Origin of the sequence: Pseudofrankia sp. DC12 (genome assembly GCF_000966285.1) — a bacterium.
In the GTDB taxonomy this organism is placed as follows: domain Bacteria; phylum Actinomycetota; class Actinomycetes; order Frankiales; family Frankiaceae; genus Pseudofrankia.
The window spans coordinates 3,458,890-3,485,553 of record NZ_KQ031391.1 but is presented as its reverse complement, the minus strand read 5'-3'; the positions used below and the strand labels follow the sequence as shown (position 1 = coordinate 3,485,553).

General features: G+C 72.9%; 18 protein-coding genes. 13 read left to right on the top strand and 5 right to left on the bottom strand.

From position 1 onward, the window contains the following. Positions 1-5: 5 nt before the first annotated feature. Positions 6-1,745 carry a glucose-6-phosphate isomerase gene (gene pgi, locus FRADC12_RS13760; protein ID WP_084010717.1) on the bottom strand — a complete coding sequence of 580 codons (1,740 nt, stop codon included), beginning with the start codon at positions 1,743-1,745 and terminating at the stop codon, positions 6-8. A 498-nt stretch (positions 1,746-2,243) separates the two neighbouring features. On the opposite strand from pgi, the gene FRADC12_RS13755 reads away from it, so the two are divergent. The 4 genes from FRADC12_RS13755 (at position 2,244) to FRADC12_RS32260 (ending at position 9,763) form a co-directional block, all read left to right on the top strand. Then, on the top strand, positions 2,244-4,784 hold the full coding sequence (locus tag FRADC12_RS13755; RefSeq protein ID WP_084010715.1) for a serine/threonine-protein kinase: 2,541 nt from the start codon (positions 2,244-2,246) through the stop codon (positions 4,782-4,784). Between the two features lie 153 nt (positions 4,785-4,937). Continuing rightward, on the top strand, positions 4,938-7,466 hold the full coding sequence (locus tag FRADC12_RS34030; protein WP_283215126.1) for a serine/threonine-protein kinase: 2,529 nt from the start codon (positions 4,938-4,940) through the stop codon (positions 7,464-7,466). Between the two features lie 98 nt (positions 7,467-7,564). Next, complete coding sequence (locus FRADC12_RS13745; RefSeq protein WP_052710898.1) at positions 7,565-9,163, top strand: FAD-binding oxidoreductase; 1,599 nt, start codon at positions 7,565-7,567, stop codon at positions 9,161-9,163. 441 nt (positions 9,164-9,604) lie between these two features. After that, on the top strand, positions 9,605-9,763 hold the full coding sequence (locus tag FRADC12_RS32260; protein ID WP_198152894.1) for a hypothetical protein: 159 nt from the start codon (positions 9,605-9,607) through the stop codon (positions 9,761-9,763). 242 nt (positions 9,764-10,005) lie between these two features. Here FRADC12_RS32260 and FRADC12_RS13735 read toward each other — a convergent pair whose 3' ends face one another. The 3 genes from FRADC12_RS13735 to FRADC12_RS13725 are packed head-to-tail and all read right to left on the bottom strand — an operon-like array spanning position 10,006 to position 12,047. Then, positions 10,006-11,001 carry a bifunctional lytic transglycosylase/C40 family peptidase gene (locus FRADC12_RS13735; RefSeq protein WP_045876959.1) on the bottom strand — a complete coding sequence of 332 codons (996 nt, stop codon included), beginning with the start codon at positions 10,999-11,001 and terminating at the stop codon, positions 10,006-10,008. A 15-nt stretch (positions 11,002-11,016) separates the two neighbouring features. Next, a complete protein-coding gene (locus FRADC12_RS13730) occupies positions 11,017-11,766 on the bottom strand; it encodes a hypothetical protein (protein WP_045876958.1) in 750 nt (249 codons plus the stop codon). Next, positions 11,763-12,047, bottom strand: a complete 285-nt coding sequence (locus FRADC12_RS13725) for a helix-turn-helix domain-containing protein (protein WP_084010713.1) — start codon at positions 12,045-12,047, stop codon at positions 11,763-11,765. Before FRADC12_RS13725 ends, FRADC12_RS13730 begins: the two co-directional genes overlap by 4 nt. Before the next feature lie 292 nt (positions 12,048-12,339). On the opposite strand from FRADC12_RS13725, the gene FRADC12_RS13720 reads away from it, so the two are divergent. The 6 genes from FRADC12_RS13720 to FRADC12_RS13700 all read left to right on the top strand — a co-directional run bounded on the left by FRADC12_RS13720 (position 12,340) and on the right by FRADC12_RS13700 (position 20,960). Further along, positions 12,340-14,457, top strand: a complete 2,118-nt coding sequence (locus FRADC12_RS13720) for a hypothetical protein (protein WP_157488852.1) — start codon at positions 12,340-12,342, stop codon at positions 14,455-14,457. Between the two features lie 61 nt (positions 14,458-14,518). Next, on the top strand, positions 14,519-14,941 hold the full coding sequence (locus tag FRADC12_RS13715) for a DUF6112 family protein (RefSeq protein ID WP_045876956.1): 423 nt from the start codon (positions 14,519-14,521) through the stop codon (positions 14,939-14,941). Between the two features lie 264 nt (positions 14,942-15,205). Beyond that, positions 15,206-15,808 (top strand): DUF8175 domain-containg protein, encoded by a 603-nt coding sequence (locus tag FRADC12_RS29770; protein WP_232303776.1) that lies wholly within the window; start codon positions 15,206-15,208, stop codon positions 15,806-15,808. A 122-nt stretch (positions 15,809-15,930) separates the two neighbouring features. Further along, positions 15,931-17,178: a hypothetical protein gene (locus FRADC12_RS13710; RefSeq protein WP_502685250.1), complete on the top strand. Its 1,248-nt coding sequence runs from the start codon at positions 15,931-15,933 to the stop codon at positions 17,176-17,178. A 174-nt stretch (positions 17,179-17,352) separates the two neighbouring features. Continuing rightward, the gene (locus FRADC12_RS13705; RefSeq protein WP_045876954.1) at positions 17,353-18,855 is read left to right on the top strand and encodes an SCO6880 family protein; all 1,503 of its coding nucleotides are present in this window, start codon (positions 17,353-17,355) and stop codon (positions 18,853-18,855) included. A 368-nt stretch (positions 18,856-19,223) separates the two neighbouring features. Beyond that, positions 19,224-20,960 (top strand): putative type IV secretion/conjugal transfer ATPase, encoded by a 1,737-nt coding sequence (locus FRADC12_RS13700; protein ID WP_232304162.1) that lies wholly within the window; start codon positions 19,224-19,226, stop codon positions 20,958-20,960. A 40-nt stretch (positions 20,961-21,000) separates the two neighbouring features. Here FRADC12_RS13700 and FRADC12_RS13695 read toward each other — a convergent pair whose 3' ends face one another. Continuing rightward, positions 21,001-21,801, bottom strand: coding sequence for a nuclease-related domain-containing protein (locus FRADC12_RS13695; protein WP_045876953.1), 801 nt, complete (start codon positions 21,799-21,801; stop codon positions 21,001-21,003). Positions 21,802-22,295: 494 nt separating this feature from the next. Here FRADC12_RS13695 and egtA point away from each other — a divergent pair, with 494 nt between their 5' ends. The 3 genes from egtA (at position 22,296) to egtC (ending at position 26,657) form a co-directional block, all read left to right on the top strand. Next, positions 22,296-23,846: an ergothioneine biosynthesis glutamate--cysteine ligase EgtA gene (egtA, locus tag FRADC12_RS13690; RefSeq protein WP_232303775.1), complete on the top strand. Its 1,551-nt coding sequence runs from the start codon at positions 22,296-22,298 to the stop codon at positions 23,844-23,846. Positions 23,847-24,057: 211 nt separating this feature from the next. Next, the gene (gene egtB / locus FRADC12_RS13685) at positions 24,058-25,590 is read left to right on the top strand and encodes an ergothioneine biosynthesis protein EgtB (RefSeq protein ID WP_045879552.1); all 1,533 of its coding nucleotides are present in this window, start codon (positions 24,058-24,060) and stop codon (positions 25,588-25,590) included. Positions 25,591-25,679: 89 nt separating this feature from the next. Then, a complete protein-coding gene (gene egtC / locus FRADC12_RS13680; protein ID WP_045876952.1) occupies positions 25,680-26,657 on the top strand; it encodes an ergothioneine biosynthesis protein EgtC in 978 nt (325 codons plus the stop codon). Positions 26,658-26,664 lie beyond the last annotated feature (7 nt).

Below are 26,664 nucleotides of genomic sequence, written 5' to 3'. Positions count from 1 at the left end.
GGGCCTCAGGTGGCGACGGGCGCCGGGAGCGTCTCGGCGAAGCCGGCGCGGAAGCGGTGGATGAGGGCGTTGGTGGAACCGTCGTGCGCGAGGTCGGGCTCGGCCGCCCCGGCCAGCTCGGGGATGATCCGGCCGGCGAGCACCTTGCCGAGCTCGACGCCCCACTGGTCGAAGCTGTTGATCCCCCAGATCGCGCCCTGGGTGAACACCTTGTGCTCGTACAGCGCGATCAGCTGACCGAGGGTGAACGGGGTCAGCCGGGGCGCGAGCAGCGTGTTGGTCGGCCGGTCACCGGTGAAGACCTTGTGCGGGACGAGCTCCGGCGCGACCCCCTCGGCGGCGACCTCGGCGGCGGTCTTACCGAAGGCCAACGCCTCCGTCTGGGCGAAGAAGTTCGCCATCAGCAGCAGGTGCTGGTCCGCGGCACCGCTGCCCCCGACCTGCGCGTGCGTCGGGGCGACGAACCCGATGAAGTCCGCCGGGATGACCGTCGTGCCCTGGTGGAGCAGCTGGTAGTAGGCGTGCTGCCCGTTCGTGCCCGGAGTGCCCCAGACGACCGGGCCGGTGGCGGCGGTGACCGGGCGGCCGGCCCGGTCGACCGACTTGCCGTTGCTTTCCATGTCGAGCTGCTGCAGATAGGCCGCGAACCGGCTGAGGTAGTGGCTGTACGGCAGCACCGCATGCGTCTGCAGGCCGAAGAAGTCCCGGTACCACAAACCGATCAGTCCCAGGAGGACCGGCAGGTTACGGTCGAGTGGCGTCGTGCGGAAATGCACATCCATCGCGTGGAAACCGGCGAGCAGCTCGGCGAAGTTCTCCGGCCCGATTGCCACTACCAGAGACAGGCCGATGGCCGAGTCCATCGAGTACCGGCCGCCGACCCAGTCCCAGAACTCGAACATGTTCGCCGTGTCGATGCCGAACTCGGCGACCTTCTCGGCATTCGTCGAGACGGCCACGAAGTGGTGCGGCACGGCATCCTCGCCGAGCTCGGCGACCAGCCAGGCGCGGGCCGTCTTCGCGTTCGCGATCGTCTCGAGCGTCGTGAACGTCTTGGACGAGATGATGAACAGCGTCTCGGCCGGGTCCAGGTCGTGCGTCGCCTCCCAGATGTCCGAGCCGTCGACGTTGGAGACGAAACGGGTCTGGATGGATCGGTCGGCGAAGGTGCGCAGCGCCTCGGCGGCCATTGCCGGGCCGAGGTCGGACCCGCCGATGCCGATGTTCACGACGGTCCGGATGTGCTTGCCGGTGGCGCCCGTCCAGACCCCGGAACGGACCCGGTCGGCGAACGCGTACATCTTGGCGAGCACGGCGTGCACCGCGGGCACGACGTTCTCGCCGTCGACCAGGATGGTCTCGCCCGCGGGAGCGCGCAGGGCGGTGTGCAGAACGGCCCTGCGCTCGGTGGTGTTGATTTTCTCACCGGTGAACATCGCCTCGACCCGGCCCGCGAGCCCGGCCCGTTCGGCAAGGGCCACCAGCAGCCGCATTGTCTCGGCGGTGACCAGGTTCTTCGAATAGTCCAGGAAGAGCTCATCTGCTTGCACGGACAACTTATCGGCCCGGCCGGGCTCGGCCGCGAACAGGGCCCGCAGACCGGTTCCGGCGAGCTCGGCATGGTGTGCACGCAGCGCGGCCCACTCCGCTGTCCGAGTGAGCACAACCGGCTCGGGCGTCTGTGTGATCACCACCGGCTCGCCCCCCAGCGGGGACGACTCAGAGCTCGGCACCGAACTCGACATCACGCGACCGCCCTTCGAACCTCTTGCCTGAGATCTGCCACCGTCAGTGTCTACGGCCAGCCCGGCAGTCGAAGTCAGGGCGCCCCGACCGCCCGGCGTCCGACAGACATCCCATGCCCTGAGCCGTCAAGCGGCAGGTACTCCGCCCCAACCCGCACAACCCAACCCAGCCAAGAACCCGACCCAGATACACCCCCGCCTCCCGACCTCCACACCCCAGGACATCAGGCGTTGGGAGGGCGCTCAGCGCCCGACAGGCGGGGCGGCCGGAGGCGCGGAGCGCCGTCTCCGGCCGACCGCCCCATGTCGGACATCCGACGGACACCAACTAGGCCCTACCAGGGGGGAACTGGGGGGTACCAGGCCGTAGTATCGCCGGGTACACGACGAAGGGCGCGTTTGCAGCCCGGGCGTGGCCTTCGCGTTTTAGATTCCCCGCGTTCATCCCCGGGGGCCGGCGGCGAACGGGACCAGACCTTGCTAATCGATCGTTCTCTGGTGGAGGCGGCCCTCCCCGGCTACCAGGTCGAAGGTGACCTCGGTAAGGGTGGTTACGGCCTCGTGCTCGCCGGCCAGCACCGGCTCATCGGCCGCAAGGTCGCCATCAAGATCCTCCTGGACACCTCGGACGACCCGGAACTGCGCGCCCGCTTCCTCGCGGAGGCCCGGGTGCTCGCCGAGCTCGACCACCCACACATCGTGCGGGTCCACGACTACGTCGAGCACGAGGGCACCTGCCTGCTGGTGATGGAGCTGCTGCCCGGCGGCACCCTCAAGCAGCGCATCCAGGCCGGAAAGATCAACCAGGAGACCGTCTGCGCGGTCGGGATCGCGGCCGCGGCGGCGCTGACCACAGCGCACGCGGCCGGCGTCCTGCACCGGGACGTCAAGCCGGACAACATCATGTTCGACGGCGCCGGACTGCTCAAGGTGACCGACTTCGGCATCGCCAAGATCTTCGACGGCGCCGAGACGACCGCCAGCGCGATCCTCGGTACACCGCGTTACATGGCGCCAGAGCAGATCCTCGGCGGCCGGCTGTTCCCCTCGACCGACCTGTACGCGCTGGCCGGCGTCCTCTACGAGATGCTCGCCGAGCGGCCACTGTTCGGCCGCCCGATGGGAGTGCAGCCGCTCACCCATCACCATCTCAACGTCATGCCGGAGCCGCTGACGATGGCGCCTCCACAGGTCGCCGCGGTCATCATGCGCACCCTCGCCAAGGACCCGGCGACCCGGCTCGGCGAGGCCACCGAGTTCGCCCTGGAGCTCGCCAGGGCGAGCGTCGCCTCGTTCGGCCCGGCCTGGCTGACCCGCTCGGACGTCAAGATCCGGGTGGACGACGAGATCCGCGAGGCCGCGCTCGGCACGGCCTCGACGCCCAGCTCGCGCTTCTCCGGGCCGCCCGTCGGGCCGCCCCGCCCGGTTGGTCCGCAGACGCCGCCGCCGGGCACGCCGGGCTTTCCCGGCTACGGCCCGGGCGGGCCGCCGCGCCCGAACCAGCAGTTCCGGCCCGGCATGCCCACCGGCCCCGGCTACCAGCCGGGGCCCGGCCGGCCGCACGTGCCCGGCCAGCCCGTGCCGACGACAGGCCGGCCGTTCGCCGGCACCTCGCCGGTGTCCGGCCCCGCCGGCTGGTCGGCGCCGCCGGCCACGCCGCAGCCGGGCCCGACGCCGCCCGCCGCCCCGCTGCCGACCCCGGGGTACCGCCCTCCGGCCACCGGCGGCTGGCCGCCCGGCGGCGCACCGCCGGTCCAGCCACGGCCACCGCAGCCCATCCAGCCGCGGCCGCCGATGACACCGCAGCCGGTCCGGGCACCGCTTCCCGCCCCGAACCGCAACCAGCCCAAAGACGGCATGTTCGGGCTCTCGCTGCGGGCCACCGTGATCGCCGCGACGCTGCTGTTCGTGCTCGTCGCCGGCCTGATCGCCGCGATCGGCCTGGCCGCCAGTGGTGGAGGCCGCAGCGGGGGCGGCGGCACCGTGGAGAGCACCCAGGAGCCGTACCCGGACCGGACCCGCGGGCTGCCGGCGACCGCGGTCGCGTACTCGGGCCCAGTGCTGCGGGTCCCGAACCTCGCGCCGCTGCACCTGTTCATGGGGACTGACGGCTCGGTGTACGTCTCCAGCCTGGACACCGACATCGTCCACCGGATCAGCAAGGACGGCACCGTCACGCCGATCGCCGGCAACGGCACCGCAGGGTTCAGCGGCGACGGTGGGCCGGCGACCTCGGCCGAGCTGAACGGCCCCGGCACCGCCGTCGTCGACAAGAACGGGAACATCTACATCCCCGACACCGCGAACAACCGGGTCCGCAAGATCACCCCCAATGGAGTGATCACCACGGTGGTGGGCAACGGCACCGCCGGTTTCGCCGGTGACGGCGGCCCGGCGACCCAGGCCGAGATCAACAGCGTCGAGGGCATGGCTGTCGGCCCGGACGGTTCGCTCTACCTCGCCGACTACACGAACGAGCGCATCCGCAAGGTGACGCCGGACGGCATCATCACGACGATCGCGGGCACCGGCACGAAGGGCTACACCGGTACGCCGACCCCCGCGATATCGGCCCAGATCAGCGACCCGAACAGCATCGTGATCGCCGACGACGGCACGATCTACATCGGCAACCTCGGCAGCGACTCGGTACAGAAGATCGACAAGAACGGCATCCTGAGCCCGTTCGCGGGCAACGGCAAGACCGGCCGTACCGGCGACGGTGGGGACGCCGCCGACGCCACCCTGTCGATTCCCGACCTGACCCTTGGCCCGGACGGCACGGTCTACATCTCCAACTACGGCAGCAACACCGTTCGCAAGGTCACCCCCGACGGCGTCATCTCCACGATCGCCGGGACCGGCGCCGAGGGCAGCTCCGGCGACGGCGGACCGGCGACGGCCGCGCAGCTGAAGAGCCCCAGCTCAGTGGTCGTCGACGCCAGCGGCGCCGTCTACATCGCCGACAACGGCAACAAGGAGATCCGTCGGATCGACCCGAACGGCACGATCAACGTGATCGCCCGCCAGGCAAGCTAGGCCCACCTCCGTCCCGCGAGCGCTAGGAGAGGCGCCCTGACCACGCCGACACCCGCGCCCGACCTGATCGCCGGCGCGCTTCCCGGGTACGAGATCGGCGCCGAGCTGGGCCGCGGCGGCTTCGGGGCCGTCTACGCCGCGCGGCACCGGCTGATGGGCCGGGCCGTCGCGGTCAAGGTGCTGGTCGACCCTGGGGCCGCGGCTGGCAGCGACCCCTTCGACGGATCGGCCGGTCAGACCTCCCAGATCGCCGACCTCCCAGATGGGTTCCGCCCATCCGGCAGGAACCCTGTCGCCGATCCGGCAGGGACCCCGAGCGGCGACCTACGGACCCGCTTCCTCGCGGAGGCGCGCGTGCTGGCCGAGCTCGACCACCCGCACATCGTGCGCGTCTACGACTACGTCGAACACGCGGGGCTTTGTCTGCTCGTCATGGAGCAGCTCACCGGCGGCAGTCTGCGAACCCGGATCGCGACCACGCCGCCGTCACGCGGCCAGGCGGAGTGGCCGCCGGCCAACCAGCCGATCCAGCCCACGAACCTCGACCCGCGGGCCGTCTGCGCGATCGGCCTGACGGCCGCGGCCGCGCTGGCGGCGGCGCACCGGATCGGTGTGCTACACCGCGACATCAAGCCCGACAACCTGCTGTTCGGCGCCGACGGGATGCCCCGGGTCGCCGACTTCGGCATCGCCAAGATCGTCGAGTCGGCCACGGTGACCACCACCGGTCTGATCGGTACGCCACGGTACATGGCGCCCGAACAGATCGAGGGCACCCGGCTCGGCCCGGGTACCGACCTGTACGCCCTTGGGGTCGTGCTCTACGAGCTGCTCTGCGGCCGGCCCGTGTTCCGCCGCGGGCTGACGGTCCCGGCGTTGCTGCACCATCACCTGTCCGTCCCACCGGACCCGATGCCCGAGGTTCCAGCGCCACTGGCCGCCGTGGTGCTGGCCGCGCTGGCCAAGAACCCGGCCAACCGGCCCGCGAGTGCCCACGATCTTGCCCTCATGCTGGCCGCCGCGGCGACGGCCGTCTTCGGGCCCGGCTGGCTCGTCGCCACTGGAGTCCCGGTTCGGCTGCCGGACGACGTGCTCACCGCCGCCGGACACCGGCTCGGGGACCTCCTGCCGGGAATGGCCCCCGGCTGGGCACCGCCCGGAGTGTCCCCGACGCTCGTCGGGCCGACGACGACCCCTCCCGGCGGCAGCCACGACGGGTGGGCCGCGGACGACCCGGCCAGGCCGACCCAGTTCCTGCCGGAGAGCGCCGCGGCGGTTTCCCCGACAACCCCCGTTCCCGGCCGGCCCACGCCACCCACAGGCCCGGCGCAGGCCGGGTGGGGCGCGCAGCCGCCGTACCCGATGCACACGCCGAGGCCGGGCGGCGTGTCGCCCTCCGGCCCGCCATCTCGGCCGGGGCCGCCGCTCGCCCCGACCAGGGTCGCCTCGCCGCCCCGCGGCCGGCGCCGCCGGCCGCGACGGCCGGGCCTTCTGATCGGCGCGGGCGTCACGCTGGTGGTGGTCCTGCTCGCGATCGGCCTGGTGGTGGGCCTGACGGCCGGTGGCGGGGGCGGCGCCAAGCCCGGCTACGCCGGCCAGCAGCTCACTCTCGACCGGGGCACGTACCTCGACGCGGTGGCGATTCGCCGGGACGGCACGGTCTACATGGCCGTCTCCGACAGCGGCGCGGGCACCGGCGCCGTCTACAAGGTCACGGCCAGCGGAACGGTGCGGGCCGTCGCCGGCGTCGGACCGGCTCCAGCGGGCGCGACGACGCCGCCGGCGACCGCGACGGCCAGTCCCGCGACGGCCAGTCCCGCGCCGGTGCCCGCGGCCGGCATGCCAGCAGCCCAGCTCGTGCTGAACGACGTGCAGGCGCTGGCGGTGGCCCCGGACGGCACGGTCTACGCCGCCGACCACGACGAGAACCAGGTCTACCGGATCGCCCCGGACGGCACGGCCTTCGTCTTCGCCGGGACGACCCGCGGCGACGGGGGCTTCACCGCCGGCTCGGGGCTCGCCACCAGGGCGGCGCTGGACGGCCCGGCCGCGCTGGCGCTCGGTCCGGACGGCTCGGTCTACGTCGCCGAGGGCACCCGGATTCGTAAGATCACCAAGGACGGCCTGATCTCCACGGTCGCCGGCGCGTACGGCAGCAGCAGCTCCACGAGCCTCGGCGACGGCGGGCCGGCCACGAAAGCATCGCTGCCCTCGCCGTCCGGCCTGGCGGTCACCGCGAACGGCTCGGTCTACGTCGCCGACGACTATCTGAACACCGTCCGCGAGATCACCCCGGACGGGATCATCCGGACCGTCGCGGGCACCGCCAGCCAGGACGGCGAGACCGGCGACGGCGGACCGGCGGCGAACGCGCTGCTGAGCGGGCCGACCGGCCTGGCTCTCGGCCCGGATGGCTCGCTCTACATCACCGACACGCACAACGAGAAGATCCGGCGCATCGACCCGAAGGGCGTGATCGCGACCTTCGCCGGGACCAGCTCCAGCCAGTCGACCGGCCTGGACGGCGCCACCGCCGACGAGGCCGACCTGGCCGACCTGTACGGGGTGGCCGTTGATCCGTCCGGCGCGGTCTACGCCACCCTGAGCGTGGGCCGCACCCTGGTACGGGTCGACCCGGCGAACCACATCGTGCGCACGCTGCTCGCGCCACCGGAGAAGTAGCTGCGCACGGCCCGGGCGTCCGCCGGCCGACAGCCCGGCGGCCGGGCAGCCGCCCAGAGCGGCCCTGACCTGGGGCTTCACCCGCGTAGGGTCCGGACATGGGCGTCGTGACGGACCGTCGGGCAGTGTTACGGGCGGCGGGGCTCGCCGTGCTCGGCGGCGGCATCGCGGCCGGTTGCTCGCCGGGCCGGTCCCACCAGCCGACGGCCCCCGCCGCCTCCAGCTCGGCCACGGCCGCCGGTGGGACGCCGGCGCTCGGCCCAGCCCAGAGCTGGGACGCCTTCGCCCGGCGGCTGACCGGCCAGTTGGTCCGCCCCACGGATACCGACTACGACCGGGCCAGGGCGCTGTTCGACCCGGCCTTCGACACGGTTCGCCCGCAGGGCATCCTCTACGCGGCCGATCCCGCGGACGTGGCCGAGGCCGTCCGGTTCGCGCAGGCCACCGGGGTGCCGCTGGCCGCCCGCTGCGGTGGCCACAGCTACGCCGGCTACTCGACGTCCGATGGGTTGGTCATCGACGTCACCCGGATGAACCAGGTGAACGTCGCCGCCAACGGCATCGCGACCATAGGTGGCGGCGCCCGGCTGATCAAGGTCTATACGGACCTCGCCGGCGCCGGCCGGGCCATCGCGGGAGGCTCCTGCCCGACGGTGGGCATCGCGGGGCTCACGCTCGGCGGTGGGATCGGCGTGCTCGGCCGGCTCTACGGCCTGACCAGCGACCAGCTGACCGGCGCCGACGTCGTGCTCGCCTCGGGTGAGCGGCTCAGCGTCGACGAGAACCACGACGCGGACCTGTTCTGGGCGCTGCGCGGCGGGGGCGGGGGCAACGTCGGGATCGTCACGGCGTTCCGGTTCGCGACGCACCCCACCCGGCCGCTGACGCTGTTCTCGGTGCGGTGGCCGTGGTCCGCGGCGGCCGACGTCATCACCGGCTGGCAGCAGTGGATCACCGGAAAGCTGGGCACCATGCCGGACACGCTGTGGTCGACGGTCGTCGCCGGTTCGGTACCCGGCGGCTCGGCGCCGACGCTGCGCGTCAGCGGGGTGTTCGCCGGCCCCCGGGCCGGCCTTACCGCCCCGCTGGCCGACCTGCGCGCGGCGCTCCGCTCGGCCACGCCCGTCAGCACCGCGATCGCCGAGCATGACCAGCTGACCGCGATGCGGATCGAAGGCGGCTGCTCGGCGAGTGGCGGCACCTGTGGCAGCACCACGGGCATCAGCGCGGGCACCCGCCGGCCGGGACAGAAGGCGGCGTCGGCGATCCTGGTCGCGCCGATCGCCCCGGCCGGCATCGACGTCCTCACGCGGATGATCGAGGAGCGCCAGCGCGACCCGCTGGCCACCGCCAGCGGCGGGGTCATCCTGGACTCGTGGGGTGGCGCGATCGGCCGGGCCGGGGCGGCGGACACCGCGTTCGTGCACCGGAACGCGATCGCCAGCGTCCAGTACTTCGCCGGCTACCCGGCGGGCGAGCGGGCCGAGAACGTCCAGGCGGCGCACAACTGGGCGCGCGACATCGCAGCCGCCGCCGCGCCCTACGTCTCCAACCAGGCGTACCAGAACTACATCGACCCCGAGCTGGCCGACTGGGCCCAGGCCTACTACGGCGCCAACCTGCCGCGGCTGACGGCCGTGAAGCGCCACTACGACCCGGGCAATCTCCTCCGCTTCGCTCAGAGCATCCCCATCTGAGCTCCGGAGGGCGGGAAGCGCCTCGAGCAGGGAGTCGACGTCAACCGGCTCGAGGCGCCTGACCTCAGTACAGCGCGGAACGGCCTCAGATCGCTACCGTCGGCAGCTGGCCCGGGTGTGCCCACGGGTTGCCCGCGACGCGATTCCCCGCGGCCGGTCAGCGCGCGACACGCCGACGCGACTCACACCATATGCGTTTGAGCGATCACTCAAAGCGGCGAGTCAGCTTGCGGTATGCACCCACCGTAAGTACAAACTCGATGCTGGTGATGCAGCAAGGCCGGTCGAGGCGGCGGATGGCCGCCACCGCGCCGCCCGGGGCCTTCCCCGGGCGGCGCGGTGGCGGCCCCGACCGTCCGCTCCGTCCGGCCCGGGGGGCGTCGCCGGCTCCTCGTCGTCAGCCGACCGCTCGCCGGTCGCCGGGTCATTGAGAGGTCGGGCGTGAAGAAGGTTCTGTGGCCATGGGGTTTCTGGATCTTCGTGACCTTCTATGTGGTGACCGCGCCCAGTGACGCGGCCAACTTCGTCCACACCGCGTTCGGCTGGCTCGGTTCCATGGCCGACGGTTTCTCCAGCTTCGTCAGCGACGCAACGGCGTAGCGGTCGGAACGGGCGCGGAGCGCCCGCCGACCGCTACGCCAGCTCGGGCGCTGAGCGCCCTCCCTAACGTGAATCTGGGTTGGTGGAGACGACCGAGGTAGACGCTGCTCCAGGGCCGGTACCTTGGCTGATCTTCGCTTGAGCAAGAGACGGCTCGTCATGGCTCGTCATGGCTCGTCATGGCTCGTCATGGCTCGTCATGGCTCGTCATGGCTCGTCATGGCTCGAGCAGTCCGTCTGCTCTAGGCTTTGCCTGCTAGGGGTCTGGTTACGGCGACGACGTTGGTCCAGGCTGAGATGTCCGAGACGACGACGCCCCAGCGGGCGCCCTTCGCGTCGATCACCTGGCCGTCGCCGACGTACATACCCACGTGCCCCGGCGCGGCAACCGTGCCGTCGCTGCCCGGAATGAACAGCAGGTCCCCCGGCTGGATGTCCGCGCCGGAGACCTGTGGCCCGGCGGCCAGCTGTTCGGTGGTCACCCGTGGCAGCTGCAGGCCGATCGCCCGGTAGGCCGCCTGGACCAGCGACGAACAGTCCCAGGTGTCCGGGCCGACCGAACCCCAGACGTACGCTTTGCCCACCTGCGAGCGCATGAACGCGACCACCGGCCCGACCGCCTCGGCCGAGACGATCGCCCCCGCCACGAGGTCGTCGCCGTACTCGCGCGCCTTCGCCAGGATCGTGCGGACATAGTTGCGGGTCTCCGGGAACGGGGGCAGGCCGGAGAAGGCCAGTACGGCCCCCGGGCCCGCGTTGTAGGCGGCGAGCATCTTCTCCTGGCCGGCGCCGGGCACCGCCGCCACCGAGGCCGCGACCGCGCAGTCGTACCGCGCCGCGGCCGGGATCGCGTCGGCCGGGTTCCACACGTCGCCACCGCCGCCATGGGCGGCCCAGGTGGCCGGCATGAACTGGGCGATGCCCATGGCCCCGACCGGCGACGAGGCCCGCGGGTTGAAGCCGGACTCCTGGTAGAGCTGCGCGGCCAAAAGCGCCGGGGTCACCTCGGGGCAGCCCGCGTCGTTCGCCGCCGAGACGATCAGATCCAGGTACTCGGCCGGGATGCCCTTCGAGTTGACGATCGTGTGCGGCCCGTTGTTGTCGCTGCTACCCAGGAACGGCCCGGCGATCAGCAGCACGACGAGGCAGATGAAGAGGATCATCCCGCCGACCGCCACCAGCCCGCCGCCGCCGAGCCACAGCATCCAGCGACGCCGGCCGAGCCGCCCCCGTGCCATCTACGTCCGCCTCCTCTAGCGCCCGGGCGCGTCGCCCGCGCTGGCGGACAGGTCGGCGCCGGCGATCCGCCAGCGGCCGGCGGTATCGCGCAGCAGCGTCACCGTCGGAGTGGAGACGGTTTGGGTCGCCGTGGCGTTGTCGGACGCGTAGTCGCTGCGAGCATTGAGCAGGTACACGACCCGGCCGGTCGCGGCGGTGTCGCCGAGCGGGGTCGCGGCGAGCACCGTCACGGTCGAGTGGGCGCCGTGGGCGCGAAGGTCCTCCCAGGCCGGCCCGGCGCCCGCGTCGGGGGTCGACGCTCCGGTTCCGGTGCCGCTGGCCAGCTGGCCGAGGAAGTCGGGAGTGAAGCACTGGTCGGCGGCGGCACGTTGGACGCCGGCGCCGAGGCTCGCGTCGGTGCGCGCGTCGAAGGTCTGCCAGCGAGCGAAGCAGTAGGTGGCGACGGCGGCCGGGTCCGAGCCGGCCGGCGGTGTGGTCGCGTTCGGGGCGGCCGAAGCGGTCGCGAGCGGGGGGCCGGGGGCCTGGCTCGCGCCGGGCGGTGGCCCCGTCGTGGCCGGCCGGGCCGAGGGTGTCGCCCGCTGCCCCGAGCCACCCGGCAACGAGCATCCGGCCATCATCAGGGCCACGGTGACAACCGTGACCCCGATCTTCGGGGCCAGCGCGGGTCCCCGCCTCCGCAGGCAGGCCAGGCGCCCGGTCCAGGCAACGCGGGGGGCCGGGCCCGTCGGCAGCGTCGGCCTGACCTCGACGGCGCCCGGGATCACTCGCGGCCGTCCAACCAGTCCCGGACCCGGCCGCGCCGGACCCGCCACTGATGCCCCACCTTGCGAGCCGGAATGGCCCGCTCGGACAGGAGCCGCAACACGGTGCTCTCGGACAGCCGCAGCCAGACGACCAGCTCGTCCACGGTCAGAACGTCGTCGTCGTCCTGGCGCTGAGGCGGCTCATGGCGAGCGGACGGGTCGAGCCGCCGTTTGGGCTCCAGGCGCTGGGGAGACGGGACGGCCGATACGCCCTCATGCGCCGTCGGGACACCCTCCTGCATAGCGGCTGCCCCTTTCGCGCGGGTCAGGCGGTCGCGGATTCCGCTTGCATGGTCGCGCGTCCCCTCAGGAGCCCGGCAGCACCCCCTGCATCAGGGCGGCAACGACGTGGTCGACGCCCATTGATGGTGACGGACGGTGTACCACCCCAGGTAACCATGGTTAGGCTCTGTGGGAGCTTGTCATACTTCTACGTCCCGGGTTATCCGAATCTGGTGGCGGCCCGCCGCAAGTGACGGTAAGAAATCCCAACTGGGGCCAACCGGCCTGAACCAGCCAGGAGGGCGACGGCACGTGAGCAATGTGCCACCGACACCGTACGGCGAGGAGGGCGACGCGCGACCGGTATCTCTCATCGGCGCGCAGATCTCCGCGACCGGGCCCATGGCCGGTGAGGACGACGCTGACCCGCGCCTCGACCGGGATGGCGACTCACGCGGCAGCCGCAGCCGGCGCCGCCACCGCCGGCGCTCCGACGACGGCGCCGCCCCCGAGGGCGACGAGGCGTTTCACCTGGACGACCGGCCGACCGTCCCGCTGCCACCGGCCCGCGACCCACGGCCGCACGTCGTCGCCGGCCGGCCAACGGACACGGTCAGCGACCGTCCAGCCCGCCGCACCGACCGGCCGGCGGACGGGCCCGAGCCGGCCGGCGCGGAGACGACGGCCGCACCCGAGCCGTCGATCCGGATCGAGGGGCCCACCCAGCCACTCCCGCCGTCCACCTACGCTCCGTCGCCTCACTCTGCGTCGCCGCCGGCGGCCCAGCCGCCCGGGCCCGCCCGGCCCGCTTCGTCGCGCCCGGCGCCCGGCCCGCCCCCAGCCCGTCAGCCGCGGACCGGCTGGCTGCCGGCAACACCACACGCCGCCGCGCCGGGCGATCCGGCCGACCCGGACGACGAGCCCGCCACGCCGCCGATCGGGCGCCGGATGCCACCCCGGCCCCCGGCGACGCCACCGCCAGTGCTGGCACCGCCCAGCCGGCCCGGCGACCGCGCGGCGCCGGGTGCCGCGGCACCGGCCCATCCGCCGCTGGCACCCGAGCCGCCGAGACCGGCGGCGCGCGGCCAGGCCACCCGCACGGCCGAGCCCTCGGCGCAGCCCGCTCCTGGGCCGTGGACCATCCCGCCGCCCGCCCGGTCGCGCCCGACCGCGCCGACCGAACCGGCCCGACCGACCGAACCACCGAGGTTCACAGAGCCCCCCCGGCTCGCCAAGCCGGCGCCGGCTGACGGGCGGTCCCGGCCTGCCGGACCGGGTGCACCCAGCCAGCCCGGCGCCTGGACTCCACCGCCCGCGGCCTCGGCCGAGCCGGATCACCCGGTGGCGGAGCCCGGACACTCGACGCTCCCGGCCGTCCCCGGCTCCGCCGTCGCCCGGCGGTTCGCGCTGCCCGCGGTCACGGACGACGACTGGGACTGGGACGACGAGGACGGCCTCGCGGACTGGGACGAGATCCCGCTGCGGGAGTCGCTGCCCGACCGGGCCGCGGTCGACCTGCCCGGCTCGTGGCGGATCGGGATCACCTCCGCGTTCCCGTACTCGGGGACGACGACCCTCGTCGGCATCCTCGGGCTCGTACTGGCCGGTGCCCGCGGCGAGTCGGTGCTCGCCCTCGATCTGTGCCCGTCCGTGTGGCCAGACGAGGAGCCTGAGGAACCCCGCGGGGATCCGCTGTGCCCGCGGGTCGGACTGGCCGGCGACGTCACGGTCGCCGACGTCGCCCGCCGGCGGGACGGCGCGGCCGCCGGCCTGCGTGCGCTGCTGCGCTCCTCCGGTGATGGCACACCGGCGCTGGAGGTGGTGCCGTTGAGCCGGAGCCAGGCGCCCGGGGGCGGCGCGGCGGTGGTCCCGGCGGATGACACCGTGACACCCGGGATGCTGCGAACCGCACTCGGCCAGCTGACCCGCGCCTACCCATTGGTGTTGGTGGACGCGCCCGTCGCCGCACCGCTGTCGCCGACCGCGCTGCGGGCCGCCGACCTCATCGTCGTCGTCAGCCTCGCCGCTCCGGCCGACCTGGACCGCACCGCCGCCGCGCTGCGTGATCCGGCCGCCCCGCTCCTGCCCGTCGACAAGGACGGCCGCCGACCGCCGGTGATCGTCGCCGTCGTCTCACCGCGGCGGGGCCGCTGGTCACCGCGTACCCGGGCGGCCGCCGGCCGGCTGGCGCGGCAAGTCGACAGCGTCGTGAGGATTCCGTACGAAAGCCGGCTGGACCCGAGCAAGCGTGCGCCAATTCGCATCCCGAGGCTGCGCGCGAGTACTCGCCGGTCGTATCTGCGGCTCGGTGTGGCAGTGGTGGAGTCCCTGCTTCGGCTTGCCGCCGAAGAAACGGTCAAGACACACGCAACGGCAGCCGACGCGACTCGCGGGAGCACTCCGGAAACGCTCCGGACACCCGTCGTATGATTCGCCAGACCTGCGGTCTCCGGGCCGTAGTAGGGCGAAGTGCCCATGGGAAGGGACTACGATGATCGTCGACGCCGCGTCCGCGCGGGCGACAGTGCTGCTCGCGTCGGTTCAGGTCAAGCCAGATGAGACGAAGGCACCAGGAATCAACGCGCTGAAAGACCTGGTCAACGGCCTGGCGGCCTATGCCATCATCGCCGCGGTCGCGGCTGTGCTGCTCGGCGGCATCGCCTGGGCACTCGGCGAACGGATGGGCCTGGACCGGGCGTCGTCCATGGGCAAGAGCGGGGTGCTCGCCGGGTTCGGCCTGGCATTCCTGGTCGGCGCGGCCGCAGCGCTCGTCAACTTCTTCCTCGCGACCGGCAGCACCGCGTCCTCCGGGACACCGAAGGCTGGCCCCACGAACGGCATGCGACCACCCGCCATCGTCCGAACCGTGGACGACCCCGCCGTGGTCCATGACGAACCTTCCGCATCCTCCTGAGACGTTCTCCGGGTACCGGCGGGCCGGTATTGGGATGATGTCCCTGCCGTCAGGGAGGGGAAGTACGTGGTTAGCGTCACGGGGTGGGCCGCCAGGCGACTGGCCCTGGTAGCCGCGGGGACGTGTCTCGCGACACTCGTGGTCGGCGTTCCCGTTGGCATCGCCATCGGTTACTACACCCTCGGCCGTTCATCCCAGAATCAGAGCCGAGGGAACAGCGCCCTGCCAGGTGCCACCTCCCAGCCGTCGCCACCGGCGACCGTCGTGACCGTGGTGCCGTCGGCGACTTCTGACGGCGCCGACAATACCGCCGGACCCGTCGGCGCCCTGCCAGGCGCGCCGAGCCGGGTCAACGAGTTCGGCATCCCCGTCGGCTATCCCCACACCGAGCCCGGCGCCATCAGCGCCTGCGGCAACTACGTCTCGGCCTACAGCGACGTCCGCAACCGCGAACCAACCCGCATCAAGGCTGTTCTTGGTTCGATCGCAACCGACAGCGCCAGCAAGTCGATTAGCGATCAGATAATTAAGGCCGACGACACTAATACCAAGACTGCGGGTGCAAATTCAATTTCCGATCCGAGATTGAATTTTAATCTCAGAGTTGTCGGGTTCAGCGCAAAATCATCAACAGCTAATTCGGCGACCATATCGATCTGGTCGGTCGGTGGAATTGGAATGTACGCAAGCAACGACGCGACGACCGCTCCACGCGAGGTGTGGGGATCCGATGACTGTACTGTAACGTGGACGACCGGGGATTGGAAGCTTTCCGCCGCAACCGACGGCCCTGATGGACCATCGATCACCCAACGGCCGGGGGAAGATTTTCGTCGTTTCTTTTACATCGGGGGTCCCTCCGCATGACCATGATCCCGTCGCAATCACAGCCCCTCGCTATTGGATTCGATCCGGTCGCACCATTGAAAGACGCAATTACCGGGACTGCGGATTCTTTTCTGAGTTCTATTGGTACAGCGTTCTGTAACATGGCGGCGGATCTTTCGTCGTCGGTGTTCAGTTTCGCGGCGCAGAAGACGGCCGTTGACCTGCGGGCCGACTACGTGGTGAAGAACTACAACATCGTGTTCGGCGTCTCGGTGCTGGTCGTCACCGGCCTTTTCCTGTGCGCGTGCATCATGGGCGCGGTACGCGGCGACCCCCACATCTTCGCCCGGGCGGCCGCGGCGACCGGAACCGCGATTCTGGGCTCGTTCATCGCGCTGACGCTCCTACAGATGGTGCTTACCGCGTCCGACGGCATGGCGGACGCCTTCGGAGACGGACAGCCGCTCGGCGCGAGCCTGGTCGGGCAGCTCAGATCCCTGCCAGAACAGGGAAACTTCGCACTGGACATGGTGCTGTCCCTACTGGTGGCGTTGTTCTCGTTCGCCCTGTTCGTCGTTCTTTATATCCGTAAGGTCGCGATCATCGCGATGGCCGTGTTCATCCCGCTCTACCTGGCGGGCCAGCCGTCGATGTCGACCAGCGCGTGGATGAAGCGGGCCACCGAGTTCCTGATCGCGTTGATCTTCGCCAAGCCGGTGATCTATGCGATCTTCACGCTGGGCGCGGGAATGGCCAGCGACAACACCGGCTCGGCCGCCGACCAGACGCTGACGATTCTCGGCGGCGTGGTCGTGATGATCGCCGCCGTCTTCTCGCCGTTCCTTCTCGTACAGCTGTTCGGCTTCGCCGACGTCCATCTGATGCGCGCGGTCGGCAGCGCGGGCCGGCGCGGCGCCGCCTCGTTCGGCCAGGGCGCTGGCGCCCTGCTCGGCTCCACCTCCCGGGACACCTTCCGCGGCATCGGCGCCCGGCTGCAGACCCGCAACCGAGGCGTCCTCGGCGACGCCATCCCGGCCGGCGTGTCCGCCGGTGGCGGCGGTGGCTCGGCTCGTCCGGCCGTCCGCGCCGGACGCCCTGGAGCGGCTCGGCCCGGCACCGTACGCCCGGGGGTCGGCGGCCGTCCTCGCGTCGGACGTCCAGCCATCGCGGCCAGCACGGGCGGGGTCGGCGCGGGAACCAGCGCCGTGCGCGGCCGCACGGCCCTTCCCGCGCGGGCCCCGGCGGCCCGGATGCCCGCCCGCGTCAGTGCACCTCGCGCAACCACCCAGGCGGCCGTCACGTCCCACACCGCGGCCCCGGCGGCCCGCGCGACCCCGGCCGCGCGCCTACCGGTGGCGCCCCCGACCAGGCCGCGGGTGCCCGGCGGAACCAGCCATGGCGGCGGCTGACCGCCGCGCCACCGCCGGGCGCCGGCCGACGAGCGTTCCAGGGCGCGCCCGGCCGGTCCCACCGGCCCGGGGCGGACCCGCGGCGACGCGTCCGGGCCGCTCGGCGACCGGCCGGTCGCCCGCAGCGTTGGGCTGGCAGCGTTGCTCTACTAGGACTGCGTTGGAATAGGGGTCATGGTCGCGGAACGCAGTTATCGGTTCGGCCCGCTGGAACGCGGCGGGATCCTGCTCGGCCTGCGCTGGCCACAGCTCGGCCTGCTGGTCGGGGTGATGGTCTGCGTCATCGGCGCGCTGCGCTCACCGGTGCTGCTGGCGCCGGCCTGGCTGCTGGTCGCGGTGGCACTGGGTTTCGTGGCGTTCGTCCGGGTCGAGGACCGTAGTCTCGACCAGTGGGTGCCGATTCTGTTCGGCTACACGATGCAGAAGGTGACGGGCGAGACAGTGTTCCGTGGCGGCGTGTTCCGGCTCAGGCCGGACGAGGACCAGATCACGAGGACGGTGCTGCCCGGACCCCTGGCGAGCCTCGTCATGCTGTCGGTGCCGGTCGGGAACGGCCGCTACGTGGCCGTCGTCAAGGACACCGGCAAGCAGACCTACACGGCGGTCCTGCAGGTCCAGGGCAGCCAGTTCGCGCTGCTGGAGTCGGGTGACCAGCAGGCCAGAGTGGACGCCTGGGGCGAGCTGCTCGCCGGGCTGACGTCCGGCGGCGGGCGGCTGGCCCGGATCCAGTGGCTGGAGCGCACCCTGCCCGACTCGGGCGACCAGTTGCAGCGGCACTGGCGGGTCCGTGGGCACCACGACGACTCGTGGGCAGCGCAGGCCTACCAGGAGGTGATCGACGCGGCCGGTCCGGTGGCACAGAGGCACGAGACCTTCCTGTCGTTCCAGCTGCGGGCCAGGGACGCCCGAAGGGCGATCCAACGGGCCGGCGGCGGCGACCGGGCCGCCTGCGCGGTGCTGCTCGGCGAGCTGCGCACGATGGAGGCCGCCCTCGCCAGGGCTTCCATCAGCACCGTGGGCTGGCTGCCGCCGCGGGCCCTCGCGGCCGTCATCCGCACCACCTACGACCCGTACTCGGTCGACATGATCGACGCCCGCGGTGGCGCGTCCACCGACCTGGCCGGTGGCCTGAAGGGCCTGCCGTCCGGGATCGACCCGGCCGTCGCCGGCCCGGTCCGCGCGGTCGCGGCCTGGGACCACTACCGAACCGACTCGGGCTTCCACACCACGTACTGGATCAACGGCTGGCCTCGGGTGCCGTCGCCGGCCGCGTTCCTCGCCCCGCTGCTGATGGAGACGACCTGCCGGCGCACGGTCTCGCTGGTGGTCGAGCCGCTGCCGGGCCGCAAGGCCGAGAAGGCGGTCAACCGCCGCCGGATGGCGCACCTCGGCGAACAGCAGATGCGAGACAAGATCGGAAAGGTGACGACCCAGCGGGACGCCACCGAGGCGGACGAGGTGGAGCGCCGCGAGCAGGAGCTGGTCGCCGGCTTCGGCGCGTTCCGCTTCCACGGCTTCGTGACGGTGTCCGCGGACGACCTGGACAGCCTCGCCGACGCCTGCGGCGAGGCGGAGACGCTGGCCTCGCGCAGCCGGCTGGAGATGGTGCGCCTGGTGGGCGAGCAGGACCAGGGCTTCAACGTCGGCGCGCTGCCGCTCGCAGTGGGCGTCTCGTGACCGCGCAGGACCCGCCTGACCCGGCCACGACCACCGGCCCGTATGCGGCCGCCGGGGACGCCGGCCCGTACCTGGCCGCCGGGGACGCCGGCCCGTACCTGGCCGCCGGGGACGCCGGCCCGTACCTGGCCGCCGGGGACTCAGACCCGTACGTGCCCGCGGTCCACGAGCCCGGCCACCAGAACCTGACGCCCAACGGCTACGGCGACGCCCAGGACGTCGACGACGACTACCCGGACGACCAGTACACCGACGCCGACTACCAGCTCGGCCCCGCCGACCAGGGCGAGCCTGGCGGCTATGGCGTCGTCGTGCGCCAGGACGACCTGACGGTCGACGGCCGGCCGGTCGCGGCCCCGGCCGCCCGCGTGCCGGTCCGCCCACCGGACTACGACCCGGGCCGGGACGCCGGCGGCTACGTCGACGACCTTGGCGGCCGCGGCCGGCGGGCGGGCGGGCCGGCCCGAGGCTCGGCCCGGTCCGGTCGCCGGGCGCAGAAGTCGGCCGCGGCGGCCGAGCGCGCGGCGGCCCGGCGGGCCCAGTCCACGGCGCGCCGAGGGGCTCAGCCATCCCAGCCGCACGGCCCGTTCCGCGGCCAGACCTTCCACAAGCTGCGGCTGCCGGCGCACATGGAGACGACGGCGCAGATCGCCGGGATCTACCCGTTCGTCGTCGACTCCGGCCTGGACGCGCCGGGCATGTTCATCGGCAGGCACGTCTGGTCCGGCAACTCGTTCGTGTTCGACGTCTTCGAGCTCTACCGCCAGCAGGTCATCGAGAACCCGAACTTCGCGGTGTTCGGCGCGGTCGGTTCGCGCAAGTCGTCCCTGTTGAAGACGCTGATGTCACGCGGCGCCGCGTTCGGGTACCAGGCCGCGGTCCCGTGCGACCCGAAGGGCGAGTACACCCGGCTGGCCCGCCGGCTCGGCTGCGAGCCGACCTACATCGGCCCGGGCATGTCGACCCGGCTGAACCCGCTGGACGCGCCACCGCGGCCGCGTGGCATCCATGACCATGACTGGGCCCGTGAGGTGAAGCGCGCCCGGTCGTCGCTGCTCGCGTCGCTGATCGAGACGGCCAAGGGCGTGCCGCTCACCCCGCCCGAGCACACCGCGATCGACCTGGCCCTCGACGTCGTCTCCCGGCAGATCACCGGCGCGACCACCGACCGCTGGGCGACGCCCCTGCTGGGGCAGGTCCTCGACGCGATGACCGAGCCGGCCGAGGCGGACTGCACCGGCCTGCCGATGACCGCCGTCGAGCTGCGCGACGCCTCCCGGGACGCGACCCTCACCCTGCGCAGGCTGACGACCGGCGCCCTGGGTGGGCTGTTCGACGGCCCGACGACGTCGCCGCTGGACTTCGACAAGCCGATCGCGGTGCTGAACCTGGAGCGGGTCCAGGGCTCCGACGAGATGATCGCGCTGATCATGACCTGCGCGCAGGGCTGGATGGAGGCCGCGCTGATGCGCCAGGACGGCGTCCAGCGCTACGTGGTCTACGACGAGTGCTGGCGGCTGATGCGCTTCGCCGGCCTGGTCCGACGCCTGTCCGCGCAGCAGAAGCTCGCCCGGCAGTGGGGCTGCGCGAACGCGATCGTCGCCCACCGGATCTCCGACCTGCTCTCCGCCTCGCCCGACTCGGTGGAGATCGCCAAGGGCCTGCTGGCCGAGACGTCGACCCGCATCCTCTACAAGCAGGCCACCGACCAGGTGGCCGCGACCCAGGAGGCGCTCGGGCTGACCGACGTCGCCGCCGACCTGCTCCCCCGGCTCGACCCGGGCTTCGCGCTCTGGCTGATCGGCCAGCGGGCCTTCTACGTCGAGCACGTCGTCGGCGACATGGAGATCCCGGTCGTTCTCAACGGCTCGAAGATGCACGGCGAGGTCGACGACATCAACCTCACCCCCGAGGACCTCGACCCGCGCGAGCTGGACCCGCCGGGCATGGGCCCCGAGGACTTCGCCGGCCACTGGGAGCCGGCGATCCTCGACGAGGCCGCCGACGCCGAGCTGGAGGACGGCTTCGACGTCTCGGCCTACCGCGACGACGAGGAGCCCGACGGCACCGGAGTCCGCGTCCCGCCCGGCTACCAGAGCTACTAGCGCCGGCAGCCGGCCGCGGCGAACCGCGGCCGGTGGACTGTCAGAGCTGCTCGCGGCGACGCAGGCCGCGCAGCTTGGCCAGCGCGGACCAGGTGGGCGGCGGGCCGGCGACCTCGTAGGCGGGCAGCGCCCGCTGGGCGACGTCGACCAGCATCGCGACGTCCAGCGGGCGCAGCACCACTCCGGCGGACAGCACGTACTCGGCGACGCCCGCGGCCGGCAGCAGCAGCACGCCGTCGACGAGGGCGAGCCCGCCGGGCACGTCGGCCCGGGCGAACGCGAGCACCGTCTGCGCCTGCAGCTGCCAGCCGTCGGGCAGTTCGGCGAGCAGCGCGCCACTGACCTGCTCACCCGTCCAGGCGACCAGGCCGAGCCGGGCGCGCAAGGGCGCCTTGCCGGCCCACACGCCGCCGCCGCTGGAACGCACCGGCCCGCGGTGCGCGTCGGTCTCGATCACCCAGACTCCGGACGCGCCGATGATCAGGTGGTCGATGTTGCCGGCCGAGTCCGCGGTGGACCGGTCGTGCAGGACGGTGTACCCGGCGCGGTTCAGCCGGTCGAGAACCCGGGCGGTGCGCCGCTCGGCGCCCGCGTCCCGCCGCCAGGCCTCGATCTCCGGCGGGATCCGGAAGAACCGGGTGGCCGCCACCACGAGGACGAGAAGTGCGGCGGCGACGCCCGAGCGCACCAGGACCGCCGCCGCCCCGTGCAGCGAGATCCCGATCAGCACGACGACCAGCGCGGCCCCGAGCGCGGCCGAACCGGCGATGATCGCGGCTCGGACCCGCCTGTCGTCCCGTTCGGCCACGTAGAGCGCCCGGCGCCGCCGGTACTCCGCCATGGCCGACCGGCCAGGAGCCGTCCGGTCCAGCCCCGCGCTCAACCGCCACCACCTTCCAGCACCACGTGCCACGATTCTGCCGCGAGGCGGTCACCACGTGCTATCGGCAGTTCCTGGTCCGATGACCAGCATTCCATCGAATCCTCACGGTAAGCCAAGGGTGGCACACGTATTGCACACTGGTTGACCAGCAGTCCCGCTTGACCTGGTTCGCGGGCTCGAACGTCCCGTCCGGTCGGCCCAAAAGCCAGGCTCCGCCGGTTTATCCGCCCCGGTCCGGGTGTATCGAGCCGGGGGTGAGCGGGCCGCCCGCCACGCCGGGTACCTGGCGACCGGCGGGCGGTCGCGCTCCCGCGTCCGACGTGGAAGGTTCCGAACCGTGCCCCGAACGCCAGCTCCCGCCCGTGTCAGCGCGGCGGGACCGGTCCCGGGAGGAATTCATGCCACCCCGTCCGATCTCGGCGCCCTCCGCCGCGCCGGCGAGCACGCGGCCGATGCCCACGCCCGGCCGGCCCACGACCGCGCCCCCTGGCGTGGCGACCCGGCCCGCCGGGCCGTCCAGGCTCACGACCAGGCGCCCGACCGGGCCACGCGGTCCCCGGCACCGCTCGCTCGCCGGCCTGACCGTCGACGACGTGCTGCGGTTCGCGGCCGGCTGCCTGCCGGCCCGGCCGGGGCCGCGATCCGTCGGCGTCGAGACGGAGTGGCTGGTCGTCGACCGGGCCGCGAGCGACGCGCCGGTGCCCCCGGAGCGGACGTCGGCGGCGCTGGCCACCCTCCTCGCCACCGGGTGTGGTGGCGCCGCCGTGGCCGGGCCTAGCTCTACCGCGCCCGACGGGCCGGGAGCCGCGCTGAACGTGACCGGTGCCGTGCTGAACGTGACCGGTGCCGTGCTGGCCGGCGGCAGCCGGCTCACGTTCGAGCCGGGAGGGCAGCTGGAGCTGTCGGGCCCGCCACTGCCACTGTCGGCCGCGCTGGACGCGGTACGGGCGGATCTGGCCCAGGTTCGGGCCGCCCTCGCCGACGCCGGCCTGGCCCTGGCCGGGCTCGGGCTCGACCCGCTTCGCCCGCCGACCCGATGGCTCACCGACGACCGCTACGCCTCGATGGCTGGCTACTGGGCGGCCAGCGGCCATGACGCCGGCCGGATCATGATGTGCTCCAGCGCGTCCGTGCAGGTCAACCTGGATGCGGGGGCCGACCCGACCGACATCGTCCGCCGCTGGCGGCTCGCCCACCGGCTGCGGCCGGTGCTGGTCGCGATGTTCGCCGCGTCGCCGGCCCGGCTGGGCACGCTGACCGGCTTCGGCTCGGCCCGGACCCGGATGTGGGAGTCGCTCGACCCGACCAGGACGGTCCAGGTCGGCCCCATGCAGGTGGCCGCGGCCGACCTCGCCGACCGTTGGGCGGACTACCTGCTCGCGGCCCGCCTGATGATGATCGACGTCGGGCCGGACGCCGATCGAGAGGCCGGCGCCTCGGCCGGCTGGGGACCCGGCAATGGGCCTGGCTCCCGCACCGGTCCGAGCCGCCAGCCGCGGCTGGTCGCCGTGCGGGACGGCACGACGTTCGGCGACTGGCTGCGCGGCGCCGGCCCGACGGACCGTCCGCCGGCCTACGAGGACCTGGTGCTGCACTCGACCACGATCTTCCCGCCGGTCCGCCCCCGCGGCTGGCTGGAGATCCGCTACCTGGACGCGCAGCCGGGCGACGGCTGGCTGGTGCCCGTAGCCGTGACCACTGCGCTACTGGACGACCCGGTCGCCGCCGCCGGGGCGCTGGCCGCCTGCCGCGGGGCCGACGAAGGCTGGCGGCAGGCCAGCGCCTTCGGCCTGCGCGACGACGCGCTGCGCCGGGCCGCCCTCAGCTGTGTCGACCTCGCGCAGGACGCTCTGGTCCGCCTGGGCGCCGACGAGAGCACTCGCGCGGCCGTGGCCCGGTTCCGGGACCGCTACCCGGCTCGCGGCCGCACCCCGGCCGACGACCTGGCCGACCGCTTCACCCAGGTGGGCCCCGCAGGCCTGCTGCGCGACCAGTTCCGCTGAGGAACCGGCGGCTCGGCGCCGAGATCGGTCTCTGTCAACTTTCCAGAATCTGGTCACATCAAGGATGAAGCAGAAGTTCGCGGTGTTTAGCTGATCACGGGCGTCCGTAGGGCGGTGGATGCCCGAAGCGGACCCGCGACCGGTCGAGAGCCACGAAAAGACCCCCTGGCGACCAGCAGGCAGGACCGGTCCCTGTCGGACGGAGATGCAGATGGCGGGATCGGCGGCGTCGCCACGCCGTGGACCAACGACGGCCGAACCAGCGGCCGCTGCTCAGACAACGGGCTTCCCCGCCGGACCGACCGCCGGCGGATTCCACCCGGCGCCCGTACCGGCCGACCCCGCTGGATGGGCCGAGGCCCTCGATCGCAGCCGGCGCCGGACGCTGACGTATACGGACCTCGACGACGCCCTGCTCGTGCGCCAGCACTCCCCCTTGATGTCGCCGCTGGTCTGGGACCTGGCGCACATCGGCAACTACGAGGAGCTCTGGCTGCTTCGCGCGCTGACCGGCGCCGACCCGGTCCTGCCGGGCATCGACGACCTGTACGACGCCTTCCGCCACCCGCGGGCCGACCGGCCGGCTCTCCCGCTGCTGCCCCCGGACCGCGCGCGTGGCTACATCGCCGACGTCCGCGCCCGGGTCCTGGACGCCATGGCCACCCTGGCCCCCCGTGCCCTCGACGGAGGCGTCACCGTCCCGGGCCCACCCACCGGCGAGCGGGAGGATCAGGTCACGCGCCTGCTGACGGGCGGGTTCGTCTACGGCATGGTCGTCCAGCACGAGCACCAGCACGACGAGACGCTGCTCGCGACGCTGCAGCTGGCGACCGCGACCCTGGCCCAGCCGGACCCAGGCCCGCTGGTCGACGAGGGCGTGGAGCTGCCTGCCGGCCGGCCGGCCGGCGGTGAGGTCCTCGTACCCGCCGGGCCGTTCACGATGGGCACCAGCACCGACCCATGGGCCTACGACAACGAGCGCCCGGCCCACCGGGTCGTCGTACCGGCCTTCCGGATCGACCGGCTACCCGTCTCGAACCGGGCGCATCTGGCGTTCCTCGACGACGGCGGCTACGACGACGAACGGCTCTGGTCACCGGCTGGCTGGGCGTGGCGATGCCGCGAGCGGCTGGAAGCCCCGCTGTTCTGGCGCCGCGACGGCGCGGGCGGCTGGTCGCGCCGCCGGTTCGGCCGGGACGAGGCGCTCCCGCTCGACGAGCCGGTGCAGCACGTCTGCTGGTACGAGGCCGAGGCGCACGCCCGTTGGGCCGGGCGGCGGCTGCCGACCGAGGCCGAGTGGGAGAAGGCGTGCGCCCACGACCCGGCGTCCGGCCGGTCGCGTCGCTTCCCGTGGGGCGACGAACCGCCGACGGCGGCGCACGCGAACCTGGGCCATCGCGCCGCCCGGCCGGCGCCCCTCGGCGCCTACCCGGCCGGCGCGAGCGCGAGCGGAGTCGAGCAGCTCATCGGCGACGTCTGGGAGTGGACGGCGAGCGGCTTCACCGCGTACCCGGGCTTCGCCTCCTTCCCGTACCGGGAGTACAGCGAGGTCTTCTTCCGTGGCCCCGGCGAAGCCGGCGGGGCCGACTCCGACCCGGACCAACAGTTCAAGAGCTACCGGGTGCTGCGAGGGGGCTCCTGGGCCGCCGACCCGAGCGCGGCCAGGGCCACGTTCCGCAACTGGGATCACCCGATCCGCCGGCAGATCTTCGCCGGCTTCCGACTGGCCCGGGACGCGGACTGACCGACCAGCTGTCCACGCCGATCCGGGTGGTCCGGTCTGGACGCGCCCCGGAGGCGCCTCGTACCCGTGCCGAGTGAAGGGCCGACCACATGTGCAGACACCTCGCCTGGCTCGGTGTTGACCGCACCCTCGACGAGCTGCTCCTCGCCCGGCCGTCCGGGCTGTTGCAACAGTCCTGGGCGCCTCGCCAGCAGCGATACGGCCGGGTCAACGCCGACGGGTTCGGGGTCGGCTGGTACGCGCCGGGCTCCCGGCCCGCGCCGGCCCGCTACCGCAGGGCTGTGCCGATGTGGACCGACGCCTCCTTCGCGTCGTTCGCCGGCGTGGTCGCCTCGGGCTGCGTCCTCGCCGCGGTACGCGACGCGACCGTGGGCATGCCGATCGAGGAGAGCTCGACCGCGCCCTTCACCCACGGACCGCTGCTGCTGAGCCACAACGGCCGAGTGAGCGTCGACGTCCTGCTCGGCCTGCTGGCCGGGAGGCCGGACGCCCCGGCACCGGACTCGCGGTGCGACTCGGCGCTGCTGGCCGCGCTGGTGTGGGAACGGACGCTGGCCGGAGCCGGGCTGGCGGAGGCGGTGGCGGAGGTGGTGACGACGGTCGGCGAGAAGGCGTCCGCGCGGGCGGCGAGCCGGGCGGCGAGCCGGGCGGCGGCGGACGCCGGCCAGCAGCCGGCGAGCCGGCTCAACCTCCTCGTCACCGACGGGCGGCAGGTGGTCGCGACGACCTGGAACGACACGCTCTGGTATCGGGTCACCCAGGCCGGAGTGCTGGTCGCCAGCGAGCCGGACGACGACGCCCCCACAGCCCCCGTCCCGCGGCAGAGCCGCGATGACGCGGTACTCGCGTGGCCGGGCCCAGACGGCGCCGAATCCGGCAGCGAAGGGCACCCTGCGACCGAAGGGCACTCAGCGACCGAAGGGCACTCAGCGACCGAAGGGCACTCAGACAGCGGAACGGACGTCTGGGTGGAAGTCCCGAACCACCGCCTGCTCGTAGCCGACACACGCAAAGTAACTGTAAGTAATTTGATCTCGCAGGACGATTACTCTGGGTTCACTACCTGACGGAGGG